General features: G+C 72.8%; 14 protein-coding genes and 1 pseudogene. 7 read left to right on the top strand and 8 right to left on the bottom strand.

Translation table 11 applies throughout. From position 1 onward, the window contains the following. Positions 1-44: 44 nt before the first annotated feature. Complete coding sequence (locus QRY02_RS31140; protein WP_285986388.1) at positions 45-1460, top strand: S1C family serine protease; 1416 nt, start codon at positions 45-47, stop codon at positions 1458-1460. Positions 1461-1598: 138 nt separating this feature from the next. Here QRY02_RS31140 and QRY02_RS31135 read toward each other — a convergent pair whose 3' ends face one another. The 5 genes from QRY02_RS31135 to QRY02_RS31115 are packed head-to-tail and all read right to left on the bottom strand — an operon-like array spanning position 1599 to position 5209. After that, positions 1599-2144: a hypothetical protein gene (locus tag QRY02_RS31135; protein WP_285986387.1), complete on the bottom strand. Its 546-nt coding sequence runs from the start codon at positions 2142-2144 to the stop codon at positions 1599-1601. After that, entirely contained in the window at positions 2141-3256 is a 1116-nt protein-coding gene (locus tag QRY02_RS31130) for a molybdopterin-dependent oxidoreductase (RefSeq protein ID WP_285986386.1), read from the bottom strand. The genes QRY02_RS31135 and QRY02_RS31130 overlap by 4 nt, the downstream gene beginning before the upstream one ends. Continuing rightward, positions 3253-3885, bottom strand: coding sequence for a methyltransferase domain-containing protein (locus QRY02_RS31125; RefSeq protein ID WP_285986385.1), 633 nt, complete (start codon positions 3883-3885; stop codon positions 3253-3255). The genes QRY02_RS31130 and QRY02_RS31125 overlap by 4 nt, the downstream gene beginning before the upstream one ends. Continuing rightward, positions 3885-4568, bottom strand: a complete 684-nt coding sequence (locus QRY02_RS31120; RefSeq protein WP_285986384.1) for a TIGR04282 family arsenosugar biosynthesis glycosyltransferase — start codon at positions 4566-4568, stop codon at positions 3885-3887. Before QRY02_RS31120 ends, QRY02_RS31125 begins: the two co-directional genes overlap by 1 nt. Beyond that, entirely contained in the window at positions 4565-5209 is a 645-nt protein-coding gene (locus tag QRY02_RS31115) for a glycosyltransferase family 2 protein (protein WP_285993963.1), read from the bottom strand. The genes QRY02_RS31120 and QRY02_RS31115 overlap by 4 nt, the downstream gene beginning before the upstream one ends. Positions 5210-5368: 159 nt before the next feature. On the opposite strand from QRY02_RS31115, the gene QRY02_RS31110 reads away from it, so the two are divergent. From QRY02_RS31110 to QRY02_RS31095, 4 genes are all read left to right on the top strand, one after another. Beyond that, positions 5369-6763, top strand: coding sequence for a hypothetical protein (locus QRY02_RS31110; RefSeq protein ID WP_285986383.1), 1395 nt, complete (start codon positions 5369-5371; stop codon positions 6761-6763). A gap of 10 nt (positions 6764-6773) precedes the next feature. Continuing rightward, complete coding sequence (locus QRY02_RS31105; RefSeq protein WP_285986382.1) at positions 6774-7475, top strand: response regulator transcription factor; 702 nt, start codon at positions 6774-6776, stop codon at positions 7473-7475. Next, on the top strand, positions 7472-8521 hold the full coding sequence (locus tag QRY02_RS31100) for a sensor histidine kinase (protein ID WP_285986381.1): 1050 nt from the start codon (positions 7472-7474) through the stop codon (positions 8519-8521). Before QRY02_RS31105 ends, QRY02_RS31100 begins: the two co-directional genes overlap by 4 nt. Before the next feature lie 68 nt (positions 8522-8589). Beyond that, complete coding sequence (locus QRY02_RS31095; RefSeq protein WP_502874281.1) at positions 8590-8847, top strand: leucine zipper domain-containing protein; 258 nt, start codon at positions 8590-8592, stop codon at positions 8845-8847. A gap of 4 nt (positions 8848-8851) precedes the next feature. Here the strand turns inward: QRY02_RS31095 and QRY02_RS48945 are convergent, their stop codons facing one another. Together QRY02_RS48945 and QRY02_RS48940 are read right to left on the bottom strand one after the other, a co-directional pair. After that, positions 8852-9211: a WCX domain-containing protein gene (locus QRY02_RS48945; RefSeq protein ID WP_502874280.1), complete on the bottom strand. Its 360-nt coding sequence runs from the start codon at positions 9209-9211 to the stop codon at positions 8852-8854. 74 nt (positions 9212-9285) lie between these two features. Then, a pseudogene (locus QRY02_RS48940) lies at positions 9286-9771 on the bottom strand (helix-turn-helix transcriptional regulator); the annotation flags it as partial. Positions 9772-9889: 118 nt separating this feature from the next. Between QRY02_RS48940 and QRY02_RS31085 the strand changes: the two are divergent. Then, positions 9890-10660 (top strand): nuclear transport factor 2 family protein, encoded by a 771-nt coding sequence (locus QRY02_RS31085; protein WP_285986380.1) that lies wholly within the window; start codon positions 9890-9892, stop codon positions 10658-10660. Here the strand turns inward: QRY02_RS31085 and QRY02_RS31080 are convergent. Next, a complete protein-coding gene (locus QRY02_RS31080; protein ID WP_285986379.1) occupies positions 10650-11717 on the bottom strand; it encodes an NAD-dependent epimerase/dehydratase family protein in 1068 nt (355 codons plus the stop codon). The two genes, QRY02_RS31085 and QRY02_RS31080, sit on opposite strands and share 11 nt — an antisense overlap. Positions 11718-11840: 123 nt before the next feature. On the opposite strand from QRY02_RS31080, the gene QRY02_RS31075 reads away from it, so the two are divergent. Then, a complete protein-coding gene (locus tag QRY02_RS31075; protein ID WP_013230045.1) occupies positions 11841-12341 on the top strand; it encodes a MogA/MoaB family molybdenum cofactor biosynthesis protein in 501 nt (166 codons plus the stop codon). Positions 12342-12385: the final 44 nt, after the last annotated feature.

Genomic DNA, 12385 nt, shown 5'->3' with positions numbered 1-12385 from the left:
GTTCGGCTCAGGAAGCTCTCAGGACCATCGCGCAAGGTGAGGACATGACCGAGAACGACCCCAGCGCGCACGACCCCGCGGCTCCGCGGCACCCCGAGACCGGCCAGCAGCCGGCCCAGGGCGGTTGGGCGGGGCACCCGTACGGTGAGCAGGCCCAGCCCGAGTCCGGCGGTGCGCCGCAGTACTCCGAGCCGTCCTACCACGCGGTGACCGGGGCCGATCCGGCGTACGGCGGGCAGGCCGCGAACCCGTGGTCCGCCCCGGGTGCGCAGATGCCGTCCGGCCCGACCCAGCAGAGCGTCTACCCGCCGCCCCACCCGTACGGGCAGCCCGGCACATCCGGCTACCCCGTCGCCGCGCCGGAGCCCAAACGGTCCGGCGGGAAGCTGCTCGCCGGCGTCGCGCTGGTCGCGCTGCTGGTCGGCGGCATCGCGGGCGGGACCGTCGGGTACTTCACCGGCGGGTCGTCCGGCCCGGCCAGCAACGCGCTCGACGCGCCGAAGCCGGCCCAGCAGACGGGCAACGCGCCCGCCGGCTCGGTCGAGGCCGTCGCGCAGAAGCTGTCGCCGAGCGTGGTCGAGCTGCAGGTCAGCGGCCAGCAGGGGGCCGGCGAGGGCTCCGGCTTCGTCATCAGCACCGACGGCTACATCCTGACGAACAACCACGTCGTCGAGGTCGGCGCGAACGGCGGCCAGATCCAGGCGGTGTTCCAGGACGGCAAGAAGGCCGCCGCCAAGATCGTCGGCCGCGACCCGACGACCGACATCGCGGTCGTCAAGGTCACCGGCGTCGGCAACCTGACCCCGGTGGAGCTCGGCCGCTCCGACGACCTGCGCGTCGGCCAGTCGGTGGTGGCCATCGGCTCGCCGTTCGAGCTGGCCGGCACGGTCACCTCGGGCATCGTCAGCTCGCTGCACCGGCCGGTGCGGGCGGGCGGCAGCAGCGGCGACCAGACCACGGTGATGGACGCGGTCCAGACCGACGCGGCGATCAACCCGGGCAACTCGGGTGGGCCGCTGGCGAACATGTCCGGCCAGGTCATCGGCATCAACTCCGCGATCTACAGCCCGCAGTCGGCCTCCGGTGGCCAGGGCCAGGGCGCGTCCGAAGGCGGCAACGTCGGCATCGGCTTCGCCATCCCGATCGACCAGGCCCGCCGCACCGCGGACACGATCATCAAGACCGGCCAGGCGGTGCAGACCTACATCGGCGCGGAGGTCAAGGACGCCCCGCAGGGCGGCGCCGAGCTCGGCGCCATCAAGGGCGGCAGCCCGGCGGAGAAGGCCGGCCTGAAGGCGGGCGACGTCGTCACCAAGATCGACGACCGCCCGATCGACTCGGCCGACACGCTGGTCGCGGCGGTCCGCACCCGGGCCCCGGACGAGAAGGCGACGTTCACGCTCGCCGACGGCCGCACGGTCGAGGTGACGTTCGGCGGCCAGCCCGTCCAGCCCAACTGATCCGGTTCAGACGCTCGGCCGCCCTGGCGCGGCCGAGACCAACTTCGGCTCGACCCCCGTCTTCGGGGCCGGACCCACAAGGCCACGCGCGACCAGGCACTCGATGCCGGTCGCGCGTGGCCGCATTTGTGCCCGGGGTCAGGGATTGGGGCGGTCGGCTGGCGTGTCGGAACGGGCATCTTGCGTGTCCGGAGGCGTGTCTCGCGTGATTGGGGACGTGTTTCGCGTGATTGGGGACGTATCTCGGGTGATTGGCGGGACGGCACGGGTGATCCGGGGGACGACACGGTGGCGGAGGGCTGCGAGGGCCACAGCCAGCCAGACTGCTGCCAGGGTGAGGGCCAGCGCGGGGGCCGGGTTGGTGTCGTGGAGGCCCGGCATCGGCGGGGTTCCGTACGGGCGCCAGAACAGCGGGAACGCCAGGATCGCTAGGATGCCGGTGGTGACCGTGCCGGCGATGACCGGGGCTTTCCACGGGCGCGGCAGGCGGTGAGCCAGGACGATGCCGAGCAGCGCCGTCAGCGGGGCGATGACCGCGTCGTTGAGGATCGGGCCACCGATGATCCAGCCGACCGTCCCGAAGACGTCCGGACGCAAGGGCAGCGCGTACTCGGCGAACAGCACCACACCCCACACCAGTGCCGCGAGACCCGGCAGGGCGAGAAGCGCTCGGGCGGTCTTCACAGCGCCTCCAGCTTCGTGACCCACTTCGTCTGCAGCACGCCAGGGCGGTTCGGGGCGATGATCCGGCAGGGGAAGCCGTGGTCGGGGGCGAGGACCTCGCCGTTCAGCTCCAAGGCCAGCAACGTCAGGTCGTCGGCCGTGTGTTCGCCGGGGAGCACGCTGACGCCGTACAGCCCGCCACGCTCCGAAGAGGACACCCGGACCGCCGTGCCCGGTACCGCGCCGGCGGCTTTCAGGAGCGTGGGCAGGGAGATCCCCCGCCAGGTGGCCGACTGGCTCCAGCCCTCCACACACGCGATCGGGAGCTCCGCCGTCGTTTGCGGCAGGGCGCGCAGCTCGTCGAGCGAGAACTTCGCCGTGCCGCGCGGGGTCACCACCGAGAGCCGCCAGGCCGGCGACCACGTGACACCCGCGGCCGCCGCCGTGCGGTTCACCGGGAGGTCCTGCGTGCCCGTACCGGTCCGCCAGGAAAGGGCGGAGACGCCGCGCAGGAACGGCACCGTCGCGCCCGCGGTGGCCACGACCGCGACACCGGTCGCCAGCCCGGTGGTCACCAGGAAACCCCGCCGGGACAGCCCCTCGGCCGGCGCCTCCGTCACGGTGGCCCGGCTCAGTGCGCGGCGGATGATCGGCAGCTTCACCGCGACGTGCACCAGGATCGAGCCGATCGCCAGCCACGCGACCGCGTAGTGCACCTGGGGGAAGTAAAAGCCCCACGGGTAGTTCTGCGCGACGTTCAGCAGTCCGGTCGTCAGCTCGAAGAACGCCGCACCGGACAGCACCAGGATCGACAGCCGCTCCAGGGCGTGCGGCAGCGAGCGGACGAGCGGCCGGCCGAACAGCTTCGGGTAGACGCTCCACAGTTTCGCCAGCAGCAACGGGATCGACGCCACGCCGGAGATCACGTGCAGACCCTGGGTGACGCGGTAGAGCCCGACCGGACGGCTGGGCCAGGAGAACCACCCCGGCGGGTGCTGGATCAGGTGGCTGATCAGCCCCGTCACGAAGCACGTCGTGAACGTGATCGCGAGCGCCAGGCCGATCTTCGACGTCACGCGTTCGTGGTGCGCCGGGGCCCGGAACTGCTCTTCGGCCGGAATCGGGAGCTTCACGACCGCTCCAATCGCGCGAACCAGCGGTGCCCGTGCCGGGTGGTCCAGTCGACGCGCAACCCGGCGCGCGCGGCGACCTCGGCGATCGCGTCGACCCCGACCCAGGCCCAGGTGAACCAGGCGACGTCGGCGTGGCCGGGCCGGAGCCGGACGCGCTCGTGCCGCAGGCCCCGACCGGGCGGCTCCAGCTCGACGAGGACGTCACCGCCGGGGGCGATCAGGCGTGCCGTGCGCCGCAGCAGCGTGGCCGGGTCGCCGCCGATGCCGATGTTGCCGTCCGCAAGCAGGGCGTGCCGCCACCGCCCTTCGCCGGGCAGGCGGTCGAAGAGGTTGCGCTGCAACGCACTTCCGCCGCGGCGCCGGGTCAGCCCGACGGCCGTGCGCGAGCTGTCCACGCCCAGCGCGACGACTCCGCGCCCGGCCAGCGCCGCGGTGAGCCTGCCGGGCCCGCACCCGAGGTCGATCGTCGGGCCGGAGCACGCGTCGAGCAGGACGTCGTCGCCCTCGGACGGTTCCGCCCAGCGTTCGACGGCCAGCTCGATCCGCTCGCCGTTGGCCAGCTCGAGCCAGCACTGGTGGCCGAGCAGGCCGCGGTCGAACTCGTGGCCGGTGCTCACCGGGGCGGTCATCACGCCACCGCCCGTCCGCCGACCGCCGCGACGGCGCGGGCGAACCGGCCACCCGGGCACGCCGCCGCCACCGAGCGGGCATCGGCCATCGTGTCCACATCGGACAGCTGGGCGGCGCGCCGCGGCCGCAGCCCGCACGCGGTGAGGGCGCGCAGTGTGCGTTCGCCGGTGTCTTCGCGGGACATCGGGACGTCCGCGAGGGCCTGTGCGTGCCGCGGCTCGGCGAGGCCCAGCGCCCACCAGCCGCCGTCCGCGGCCGGCCCGAGCACCGAGTCGTGGCCGCCGTGCAGGACCGGTGCCGCTGCGGCGGCGAGCGACTCCGGCGTGACCTGCGGGGTGTCCATGCCGATCTGGAGGACCGGCAGACCGGCGTGCACCTCGGCGGCGTCCGCGTGGGCGTTCGCCAGCCGGGCACCGAAATCGGGGCCACGCTGCGGGATCGTGGTGACGTGGCGCAGCGCCATGCCGATTTCGATGGGCCGGGCGGCCGCACCGAGATCGCCGGTCATCGCGACGACGGGCTCGGCGCCGGGCACCGCGCAGACGGCCTCGAGCGTGTCGAGCAACGCGGCCGCGGCGATCTCGGCCGCCTGAGCCGGCGTGGCGGGCGGGCACAGCCGGGTCTTGGCCAGCCCCGGAACGGGCGCCTTGGCCACGACCAGCAGGATGAACGGACGGGTCATCGGGCCAGCACCCGCCCGAAGTCGCGGACCGCACGCAGCGTCCCCCGCACCGACCCGGACACCTTCGACTTCGTCCCTTTGGCGCGCTCGCCGTAGCGGACGTCGAACTCCCGGACCCGCCACCCGGCGCGCTGGGCCTTGATCAGCAGCTCCAGGGGGTAGCCGAACGCCCGGTCGGCGACGTCGAGACGGAGCAGGGCGAGCCGGTCCGCGGCGCGCAGGGGCGCGATGTCCCGCACCGGCAGCCCGCGGCTGCGCAACAGCGTCGCCAGCACGACATTGCCCATCCGCGCGTGCCACGGCCACACCCCGGGACCGGTCGGCACCCGGCGTCCGACGGCCAGGTCCGCGCCGTGTACGACCGCGGTCACCAGGCGCGGCAGGTCGGCGAGGTCCAGGGACCCGTCGGCGTCGGCGAAGCACACGATGTCCGCGGTGGCGGCTTCCAGCCCCGCGTGCACGGCCGCGCCGTAGCCGCGGCGCGGCTCGTGGACGACCTTCGCGCCGAGCGAGGCCGCCACTTCCGGCGAGCCGTCGGCCGAGCCGTTGTCGACCACGATCGCGCGGTAGCCCGGCGGCAGGCCGGCCAGTACGGCGGGAAGGGCACCCGCTTCGTCGAGGCAGGGGAGGACGACGTCCACTTCCAAGTCAGTCACGGCGCCGACCGTAAGGCCGCCCGAAACGTCGTAGAACCCTTGCGGGGCTTACCGAATCATGACATCGGGCGAGTTCTTACCGCGTCGTTACGGCTCCCGTTCCCATGGCGCGGATCGCCCGCGGTGAACCTAGGGTGGGCGACGATGAGCGAGCCGACATCGGCAGCCCGGCTCGCCGAGCCGACTGCCCGCGAACCCGAAGCCCCGGTCTCCGGCCGCCGCGCCGACCTCCTTGCCGTCGCCGCCGCGGCGGTGCTCGTCGGCGCCGCCACCGCGGTCGGCCTGTACTACAACCGGCCGCACTCCGGCGTGGTCATCTTCGTGTCCGCCCCGCCGTTGTTCGCCGACTGGCTGCCGCACGTCGGCCCGGGCTCGGTGTTCGCCGTGCTCGTCGCGGTCGCGGTGGTGCTCCACGGCCCGGCACTGGCCGCCCGCCTGCCGTGGCGCCGCGCGCTCGCCGCCGGCTACCTCGCCTCGCTCGCCTGGATCTTCTCCCTGGCCATGGTCGACGGCTGGTCTCGCGGGTTCGCCGGGCACCTCACCATTCCCCAGGAGTACCTCCACGAGGTCCCGGGAATCACCGACATCCCGCGGATGCTGCGCGAGTTCTCCTCCCGCATCCTCGACTTCCAGCCCCAATCGTGGACGACGCACGTGTCCGGTCACCCGCCGGGCGCGACGCTCGTCTTCGTCTGGCTGGACCGGCTCGGCCTGCACGGCGGCGCGTGGGCGGCCACGGCCGTGGTGCTCGCCGGCAGCCTGGTCGCGGTGGCCGTGCCGGCCACGGTCGCCCTGCTCGGCCGGCCCGAGGCGGCCCGCGCGGTGCTGCCGTTCGCCGTCCTCACCCCGGGCGCGGTGTGGATCGGCGTCTCGGCGGACGGCCTCTTCGCCGGGGTGACCGCGACCGGGCTGGCGCTGCTCGCGCTGTCCGCGACGGGGTTCACCCACGGCCGCCGGTACGCCGTTCCGGCCGGGCTGGCCGCGGGGGTGCTGCTCGGCTTCGGGATCTTCCTGTCGTACGGCCTGGTGCTGCTCGGCCTGCTCGCGGTGGCCGTCGCCGTCCTCGGCCGGCAGTGGCGGGCGGCGGCACTGGCGATCGTCGCGGCACTCGCCGTCGTCGGCGTCTTCGCCTGGGCGGGCTTTTGGTGGCTCGACGGCTACCACTTGGTCGTCGAGCGCTACTACCAGGGCGTGGCGCTGGTCCGGCCCTATTCGTACTGGGTGTGGGCCGACCTCGCGGCGGTGACCGTCGCGCTCGGCCCCGCGGTCGTCGCCGCCGTCCGGCGAGGATTCGGGTCTCCGCGCCGGTCCTTGCTCACCGATCCGGTCCTCCTGCTGGGCCTCGCCGCCCTGGCCGCCATCCTCTTCGCCGACGTCTCGGGCCTGTCGAAAGCCGAGACCGAACGGATCTGGCTACCGTTCGGGGTGTGGTTGCTGCCGATGACGGCGCTGTTGCCGCGGCCCGGCCGCCAGTGGTGGCTGGCCGCGCAGGCGGCGACGGCGCTGGCGGTCAACCACCTGCTGCTGACGGGCTGGTGAGGGAGACGTGATGAGCGATCAGGCCGGACGGGTGCTCGTGGTCGACGACGACGAGACGGTCCGCGACGTCGTCCGCCGCTACCTCGAGGTGGCCGGGTTCACCGTGGACATGGCCGGCAACGGCGCCGAGGGGCTGACGAAGTTCGCCGCCCACGAGCCCGACCTCGTCGTCCTCGACGTCATGATGCCCGGGATCAACGGCCTGGAGGTGTGCAAGCGGCTGCGCCAGGTCAGCCAGGTGCCGATCGTCATGCTCACCGCCCTCGGCGAGGAGGAGAACCGCATCGCCGGCCTCCAGCTCGGCGCCGACGACTACGTGACGAAACCGTTCAGCCCCAAGGAACTCGCCCTCCGTGTGGCCTCGGTGCTGCGCCGCGCCCGGATGCCCCGCCCGGAGCCGGCCGCCGCCGTGCTCGCGGACGGCGACCTGCGCCTGCAGATGAATGCGCGCACCGCGACCCTCCGCGGCCGCGAACTGCCGTTGACCACCCGGGAGTTCGACCTGCTGGCGTTCTTCCTCGCCCACCCCGGCGTGGCGTACTCGCGCGCGGACCTGCTCGAAAAGGTGTGGAGCTGGGACTTCGGCGATCAGTCCACTGTGACCGTCCACGTGCGACGGCTGCGCGAGAAGATCGAACGTGACCCGGCCAAGCCGACCCGGGTGGCGACGGTGTGGGGTGTCGGCTACCGCTACGACCGGGAGCAGCCGTGATCGGTTCGGGCGAGTCCGTCTCGGAGATGCTGACGCACCTCTGGCACATCCTGCCGTTCGCACTGCTGTTCTCGCTGCCGGTCGCGGCACTGGGCGGCGTGGCGTTGTACGTCCTGCGCCGCGGTTCGCTGGCCACCACGCTCACGGTGCTGGTGCTGATCCCGGTGCTCGCCACGCTGGTCGGCGTCCTGGGGATCAGCGGGTTCATGTTCACCCCGGCGCTGACCACGATGCTCCTGGTCTGCCTGCTCGTCGCGCTGGTCACCGTGCCCGCGGCGATCATCCTCGGCCGGGCCATCGCACGCCGCAGCGTGTGGGAACGCGAGGCACGCGAGCGGGAACGCGCCGCCGAGGCCTCGCGGCGCGAACTGGTGGCCTGGATCAGCCACGACCTGCGCAGCCCGCTGGCCGGGATCCAGGCGATGGCCGAGGCGCTGGCCGACGGCGTGGTGTCCGAACGCGACGAGGTCGCCGACTACGCCCAGCGGATCAGCGGCGAGACCCGGCGGCTGTCCGCGATGGTCGGCGACCTGTTCGAGCTTTCGCGGATCACCGCGGGGGCCCTGGAGCTCACGATGTCGGCGGTGCCGTTGCGGGACGTCGTGAGCGACGCCGTGGCCGCCCAGGCGCCGGTGGCCCACCGGAAGCGGGTCCGGGTCCTCGCCAGGGCGTCGACCTGGCCGGTGGTGACCGGCAGCGACCCGGAACTGGCCCGGATCGTGCGGAACCTGGTGTCCAACGCGATTCGGCACACCCCGCCCGACGGGACGGTGGCGGTGCAGATCGGCGTCGACGGCGACGAGGCGCTGCTCGCCGTGGACGACTCCTGCGGTGGCATCCCGGACGACGAGATCAACCGCGTCTTCGACGTCGCTTTCCGCGGGACGCAGGCGCGGACGCCCGAGCGCGGCGGGACGACCAGCGGCGGCGGGCTCGGCCTGGCCATTGCGAAGGGGCTGGTCGAGGCGCACCGGGGGCGAATCGGGGTGCACAACCACGGACCGGGGTGCCGGTTCGAGGTGCGCCTGCCGCTGGCGATGCCCTAGATGTGAGGTCCAGGGACGTTGTCCGGCGTTGAGGCGATCGGTGGCGGCCTGTCGCGCGTCGAGCAAAGCTGGACCTGCGCCGCTGCAGCAAAATGCTTATGGTCGCCGCCACAACCGCCCGCAAATGGACCGATCGCTACCGCGTTGAAGGCGCGGCCGGGATGACTGATCGCAGCTGCCGTCCGCAGCACAGCCCGGCCCGAACTCCCGATGCGGGCGATCGTGCGGCTGCGGTGGCGCAAGCAGCTGGGCCCGGTCCGGATCGGCGGCCGGCTCGGCCTGGCCGCCTTGACGGTGCAAGCGGTGCCGGCCAGCTGCCGGATTAACCGGCTAGAGACCGTAGGCCCGGTTCATCGCGTGCAGGGTCCGGACTACTTCCGCTCGCAACGCTTCCGGTGCGACGACATCGACGTCGGCGCCGAACTTGAGCAGTTCGGGCAGCGCGGCCTCGACCGATTCGATGGGGGATCTCGAGTTCGGTCCACCCCGCCGGGTCCGGCCCTGCCCTGGTCTTCCGGGCCGCGACGACGGCCGGTTCGAGCAGCTCGGGTAGCCGGTCCAGGCCACGACGGGAGACCCGGAGGACCGCGGTGTCCCGGTAGCGGCGCCGGTCGAAGTGGTCGAGGTAGCTCTCCCAGTGGCTCGCCAGGTCGAACCCTTCGGCTCGTTCGAACCGCTCGGGGAGGACATCCACCTCGAGGATCCCGGGAGATCCGGTAGGTCCGGAACTGCTCGGCGCCGCGAGCCACGAGGTACCAGTTGCCCGCTTTCAGGACCAGTCCGTGGGGCTGCACGGTCCGGCTGATCTCGTGCGGCTGCACCCAGCGCAGGTAGCGGATCCGCAGGGCGTGCTGGCCACGAGTGGCCTCCGAAATCGGAGTCAGGTGCGGAGTTCGCTCGGCGCGGAGGTACCACGACGGGAGGTCGACGTGGAACCGGCCGGCGGCACGGTCGGCGCGGTCGCGCAGCTCGGCGGGCAACGCCGCCATGAGCTTGAGCTGCGCGGCGGTCGTCGCGGCCGTCAGGCCCAGCTGGGCGGCCGCGGACGGGAGCCCGGTGAGGAACAGCGCCTCGGCCTCGTCCGCGGTGAGGCCGGTCAGCCGGGTGCGGTAGCCGTCGAGCAGCCGGTAGCCACCTTCGTGACCTGGTTCGCCGTACACGGGCACGCCCGCGGCGCCGAGTGACTCGACGTCCCGGTAGATCGTCCGGACCGACACCTCCAAGGCGTCCGCCAGTTCCCGCGCGGTCATGCGCTCCCTGGTCTGCAGCAGCAACAGCAGGGACACCAGACGGGTCGCACGCATGTCCGGAAGTCTGCCCGGATCCACTGACAGGAGGTGTCAGGGAACCCGTTCTAGCTTCCTGACCATGACCATGACCTCGAACTTGATCAGCCGCTACGTGGCGGTGTGGAACGAGCCGGACGCCGCCGCGCGGCGCAGCACTGTCGCGCGACTGTGGGCCGAAGACGGCGTGCAGTACACCGAAACCGCCGAGCACCGGGGACACGACGCGCTCGAGGCCCGGGTCACCGGCGCGTACGACCGGTTCGTCGCGACCGGGGAATTCGTCTTCACCGCGGCGGACGACGTCGTGACCCACCACGACGCAGTCACGTTCACCACCCACATGGTTCCGGCGACGGGTGGCGCCCCGGTGTGGAGCGGCACAATCTTCCTCCTGCTCGACGAGGACGGCCGGATCCGGCACGACCACCAGTTCACCGGTGCGGAGGCGAGTACCCGGGCGGCCGTGACCGAGTTTCTCGCCCGCCTGGCCGGGGGAGATCCGGACCGGATCGCCGAACTGTTCGCGGACGGAGTCGACTGGCAGCTCGACTGGCCCGCGGCGGGGCACCCGGCAGTGCCGTGGATCCGGGAGCGGTCGACGCGCGCCGGCGTCGCCGACCACTTCCGCCAGCTGAACGAGTTCCACGGGGAGCGCGGTGGAGTGATCTCGAGCGTCCTGGTCGACGGCCGGGACGCGGTGGTGCTGGGAGAGATCCGCCAGACGGTGAAGGCCACCGGCCTGGCCTACAGCGCCCGCTGCGCCCTGCACCTCACCGTCGACAGTGGCGTGATCACCCGCTACCACGTCTACGAGGACAGCCTCGCCGTCGCGCGGGCGTTCACGGCCTGAACCTCGACGGGGCGCGCAGTTCCGCCGTCGCGAAATCGGCGATTCCCGCTTCGAAGCCGATTTCCGCCGTGAAGCCCAGTAGTTCGCGGGCGCGGGCCGGATCGGCGACGACGTGCCGGACGTCGGCGGGACGCGCGCCGCCGATCACCTGGGGTGCCGGGCCGTCGCAAGCCCGCGCCAGCTCCTCCGCCAGGTCGCCCACCGTGTGCGGGGTGCCGGAACAGATGTTCAGCGGGGTTATTTCGGCTGCCGGGCCTTCCGTGCGCAGGGCCAGGACGTTCGCCCTCGCCACGTCGTGGACGTGGATGAAGTCGCGCTGCTGGCGGCCGTCTTCCAGAACTCGGGGCGCCTCGCCGCGGACCAAGGACGAGCGGAAGAGTGATGCGACTCCCGCGTACGGGGTGTTCTGGGGCATCCGCGGGCCGTAAACGTTGTGGTAGCGCATCGCCCACACCGTGCCGCCAGTCTGCCGGGCCCACGCACCGGCCAGGTGTTCCTGGGCCAGCTTCGTTGCCGCGTACGTGCTGCGGGGGTTCAGCGGCGCGTCCTCGGGCACCAGCTGCCAGCTCAGCTCCGCTTCGCACGACGGGCAGCGTGGCTCGAACCGGCCGGCGTCCACATCGGACCGGCGGCGCGGCGAAGGCGCCACCACGCCGTGAGCCGAGCATGCGTAGCGGCCTTCGCCGTAGACGACCATCGACGAGGCCAGCACCAGCTTCCGGACGCCGGCCGCGTGCATTCCGGCCAGCAGCACCGCCGTGCCGTAGTCGTTGTGCAAGGCGTACGACGGTGCGTCCGACGGGTCGATCCCGTGGCCCACCACCGCCGCTTGGTGGCAGACCGCGTCGACGCCGTCCAGCAGCTCCGCGACGATCTCGGTGTCGGTGACGTCGCCGCGCAGGAACCGGTGCCTGCCGGTGTAGGGCGGCGGGAAGCCGGAGCCGTGAGCCGTGGGGAGGAGGTTGTCCAGCACCACGACCTCGTCACCGCCGTCGGCCAGGAGGTCGGCGATGTGGGACCCGATGAACCCGGCTCCGCCGGTGACCAGTACGCGCACCCCGGCCACGCTAGGGGCCTTCGCCGGGGCTCGCCGGAGCTCGCGGCGTCACGTCACCGAATCGTCAGAACTCACCCGGCACCTCCCGGCGCCCGGCCGCCGAAACCGGCTACGGTGGGCGCCATGGAACGGAGTGCACAACGGCTGGGCCGGGCCCTCGTGGTCATCGTGGACGATCGCGTGGCGCACGGCGAGCACGAGGACACCACTGGCCCGCTGGTCACGGAGCTGCTCGAAGAAGCGGGCTTCATCGTCGACGGTGTCGTGGTCGTCGAGGCCGAGACCGCGGGTATCCGCAACGCGCTCAACACCGCCGTGATCGGCGGCGCCGACCTGGTGATCACCGTCGGCGGCACCGGCGTGCTGCCGCGCGACCGGACTCCGGACGCCACCGCCGGTGTGCTCGACCGGCCCATCCCGGGCATCAGCGAGGCCATCCGCGCGTCCGGGCTGGCCGCCGGCGCCGTCGACGCCGGGATCTCCCGCGGGCTCGCCGGAGTGTCGGGCAGCACGCTCGTGGTCAACCTGGCCGGGTCGCGGTCCGCGGTCCGCGACGGGATGGCCACGCTGACCTCGCTCGTTCCCCACGTCATCGACGAGCTCTCGGGCCTCGAAGAGGTGTGACCCCCGATTTCCGCATCGGTGGCAGGCTGAACGTCCGCCGGCTC

The organism is Amycolatopsis sp. DG1A-15b, from assembly GCF_030285645.1.
Lineage (GTDB): Bacteria > Actinomycetota > Actinomycetes > Mycobacteriales > Pseudonocardiaceae > Amycolatopsis.
The sequence above is the reverse complement of the archived record's forward strand: the minus strand, read 5'-3'. Positions and strand labels throughout refer to the sequence as shown.

Coding starts and splice junctions, on each gene's coding strand:
- QRY02_RS31140 (WP_285986388.1), top strand. CDS start 45: ATGACCGAGAACGACCCCAGCGCGCACGACCCCGCGGCTCCGCGGCAC.
- QRY02_RS31125 (WP_285986385.1), bottom strand. CDS start 3,885: ATGACCGCCCCGGTGAGCACCGGCCACGAGTTCGACCGCGGCCTGCTC.
- QRY02_RS31120 (WP_285986384.1), bottom strand. CDS start 4,568: ATGACCCGTCCGTTCATCCTGCTGGTCGTGGCCAAGGCGCCCGTTCCG.
- QRY02_RS31110 (WP_285986383.1), top strand. CDS start 5,369: ATGAGCGAGCCGACATCGGCAGCCCGGCTCGCCGAGCCGACTGCCCGC.
- QRY02_RS31105 (WP_285986382.1), top strand. CDS start 6,774: ATGAGCGATCAGGCCGGACGGGTGCTCGTGGTCGACGACGACGAGACG.
- QRY02_RS48945 (WP_502874280.1), bottom strand. CDS start 9,211: ATGTCCTCCCCGAGCGGTTCGAACGAGCCGAAGGGTTCGACCTGGCGA.
- QRY02_RS31085 (WP_285986380.1), top strand. CDS start 9,890: ATGACCATGACCTCGAACTTGATCAGCCGCTACGTGGCGGTGTGGAAC.
- QRY02_RS31075 (WP_013230045.1), top strand. CDS start 11,841: ATGGAACGGAGTGCACAACGGCTGGGCCGGGCCCTCGTGGTCATCGTG.